Annotated in this window: 3 protein-coding genes; all 3 read right to left on the reverse strand. The window is 40.8% G+C overall.

Going from position 1 to position 2868, the window contains the following annotated elements; all coding sequences use genetic code 11:
• The coding region (locus C5471_RS22955) for a type I-F CRISPR-associated protein Cas7f/Csy3 (protein ID WP_166296526.1) at positions 1–331 on the reverse strand (331 nt) is incomplete at its 3' end.
• A 23-nt stretch (positions 332–354) separates the two neighbouring features.
• Positions 355–1317: a type I-F CRISPR-associated protein Csy2 gene (csy2, locus tag C5471_RS22960; RefSeq protein WP_133814646.1), complete on the reverse strand. Its 963-nt coding sequence runs from the start codon at positions 1315–1317 to the stop codon at positions 355–357.
• On the reverse strand, positions 1314–2663 hold the full coding sequence (csy1, locus tag C5471_RS22965) for a type I-F CRISPR-associated protein Csy1 (protein ID WP_133814645.1): 1350 nt from the start codon (positions 2661–2663) through the stop codon (positions 1314–1316). The genes csy2 and csy1 overlap by 4 nt, the downstream gene beginning before the upstream one ends.
• Positions 2664–2868: the final 205 nt, after the last annotated feature.

Raw genomic sequence — 2868 nt, forward strand, 5'->3', positions numbered from 1 at the left:
CCTGATCGTTACACACTGATGGTGTTGAAAGATTGCCTAATACCCGCAATGTGAAACTCACTTTCAGGGTATCAGAATCAAAAGGCAATGCCGCAACATCAACACGTTGCAGGTTTGCTTTTTGAATTTCCGCATCCAGTTTAGCTGGATCGCTGGTTAACGCGTTTTTCAGGCGGTTAGAAATCGTCCCTCTGACCGCTTTTTCCTGAATAGCAATAGGTTGCCATTCGCTGGTTTGCTCCCAATTTCCAGCAAACATGACAGCATCAGAGTTAGAAAGTTTACGTTCAAATGCCAATACAGAAGCGGTTTTAATGGTTGATTTAGACATATGAATATCCTTTTTTAAATTAATCAGTCGATTCTTACTTCTTTATTGGGTTTGGATTGATGGGTAACAAACTGTTGATTGCAGCATCGGTAGATACCCTCTTGATAATGGTGACACCAAAGTAACTGGCGAATATCATTAATACGGTGCGGGCTTCTCCACTCGCCTACCCCATAGATTGCTTCAACAAAACAAAATGGCGTATTAGGATCACGGGTTTTTTCTACTTTCCCTGCGGGATATAACGGCGATATAGCTTGATAACCTGTCATCAAAGGGACTAAATATCCAGAAGCGGGTTTGGGAACATATTTCCAATGTGCCGGGTCGCCAACTTCAGGTTGCTTATCTTCCTGAACAGGAATAGCCCGCATTTTAATAACGGAAAAATCAAGCCAAGCGTCAATCATTTCTGCCTGTGGGTTGCTTTGCTTTAATGCATCGTAGTGATTGGCTAATAATTCTGAACGATCCAACAAAACAAACCCTGGCAACAGGCGACGCATTAATTTACGGGTTTCCTGTCCTTGCTGCGGAAAAGCAATAACATCTACTTTAGCAATTTCAGTGATAGTACCACCAGCTAATCTCTGAGTTTGGCAGATCTCCCATAAATATTTTTCTAAATTCCTAGATCCTTCGTCACCATTTTCAATTTCGCCAATGCATTCAATTAATAAAGAAACCGTCATATGCATACGACCTTCTTCATTAAATGCCGCCGTTTTTGCTTCTTTAGTTAACGGGTTTCGGGTTAATGCAAAAACTTTATCCCTAATAGGATCAGATTGATAAGCATGTAATTGGTGGTTATGGCAGATAACACCGCAATTTTCTAGTCTTAAATCACGGCTCTGCTGTAATTTACGTGAAAGTGCATGAGTAAACCCAAGAAAATGGGTGATTGCTGGAAAACCATAGGTTAAACCTGCAATCGCATTCGCGTTTTCTACTTTAATATGGCGCAAAACAATTAGATAACTCATGGCATCACCTCCGGCAATTCATCCTCAAATTCACGTAACCGTTCTTTAAACACAGAGGCCCACTCACAACGTTCAGGTAATTCCATTTCCAATCGCTCATGCTTCAAACTCTGGTTCAGCCAGTAACTAAAATCTGCGGCTATTTCTTTTTTCCAGTCTCCACCTTCGCGTTCAAATCGGAATTCTTTATCCAGCTGGCAACGATAAGGATCAAGCCAAAGCTGTTGAGCACGTTTTAACTCACAATCATCACTGGCACTCCAACCTTTAAGCTCAAACAGATTTTGTACACCAGCAACATAGTTAAACAAAATATCAATAATTTGATCGACAAATTCCTGCCGGAGTTTTCTAATTTTTCTATTATTCTCGATATCTTGGACAACGAATAAATATTGCCGCATCTTTCCGATAGTTTCACGAGCTAATGAGACAAACTCACTACGCTGATCAAAAATGGACCTGCGATCCATAGGAGGTTTGGTAATACTTAGCCAATTGGGAGAAGCACAAGATAAAAGCCAAGCGCTCCCACCTCGTACACTGTTAAGGTAAGATATATTTTGCGGCTTAGTTCCACCTATATTCTGTACAGCAGTACTAGGATAAATAACTCTAGCTTCAGGATGCCAGTATTCTTCTTTCTTCGCCTTATTAATTTTTTTAGATGACTCACCAAAACGGGCTTCGATAATATGCTGATGTATTGCATTCGCCAACGATGAAGAAAAAAGCGGGCTTAATAAATGATATTCACCGGGGCTGACGGGGAAATAGAGCTGTTTTGCCAGTTTATGTGAAGAAAGTGTTTCATCCGACAAAGCTTGTCGGAATCCGTTAATCCACCGCTCAAGTTGTTGCACGTTTTCCGCCAGTTCAGCCAGTGCCGTATAATCCTCCCGATTCAGACACTCTACCAATGAATCTTTCTGGTATTCTGTTTGCAATAATTTTGCAACATCAAGAGCTGCGGCATTTCCTACAGCATCTATTGCTGGTTTATTCAAAGCGGTAATAGAAAGATATTCAATATTTTCTTTTCCGCTTGCTGATGTTGCAAAAATACTACTGCCTTTTGCATCGCTATGAGTAAATTTCAAAGCATGCGTTACCAAGCTAATTTGTTTTGCCCGATTTGCGGCATCATCCAGCCAGTTTCTTACCTCAAAGCGTTCTTCCAATTCTTTGAGCTGTTCGGCAATCTCTTGTTGAGCAACAGAGATCTCCTCTGCTGAGGTTAACTTCGCCAGTTTCTTTTCCGCCTCTTTATCAAAAGCCTCCAGCTTTGACTGCTTACGACTTTCGATATAATCGACAATAAATCGACTCAATCCATTTTCATTCATAGGCTTTTACCTACCTTATCAAAATGATTATCCAGGTGCCCGTTAAATTTAGCGCAAAAAAATGCTTTGGTACATCATTAGGGTGAGATCGCGAACGTTATTTAATCAAAATCGTTCAGTTTGACCCACGGAGCTACTTATGATCTCATACTCCTTTTTTCAGGAGTGCCCCCATGAATATCGACGCTTTTTCTCAGTATTTCGG

The sequence above is a fragment of the Photorhabdus tasmaniensis genome, from assembly GCF_011189505.1.
GTDB classification, from domain to species: Bacteria; Pseudomonadota; Gammaproteobacteria; order Enterobacterales; family Enterobacteriaceae; genus Photorhabdus; species Photorhabdus tasmaniensis.

Excerpts from the sequence above, each read along its gene's own strand:
- csy2 (WP_133814646.1), bottom strand. The coding sequence starts at position 1,317 with ATGAGTTATCTAATTGTTTTGCGCCATATTAAAGTAGAAAACGCGAAT.
- csy1 (WP_133814645.1), bottom strand. The coding sequence starts at position 2,663 with ATGAATGAAAATGGATTGAGTCGATTTATTGTCGATTATATCGAAAGT.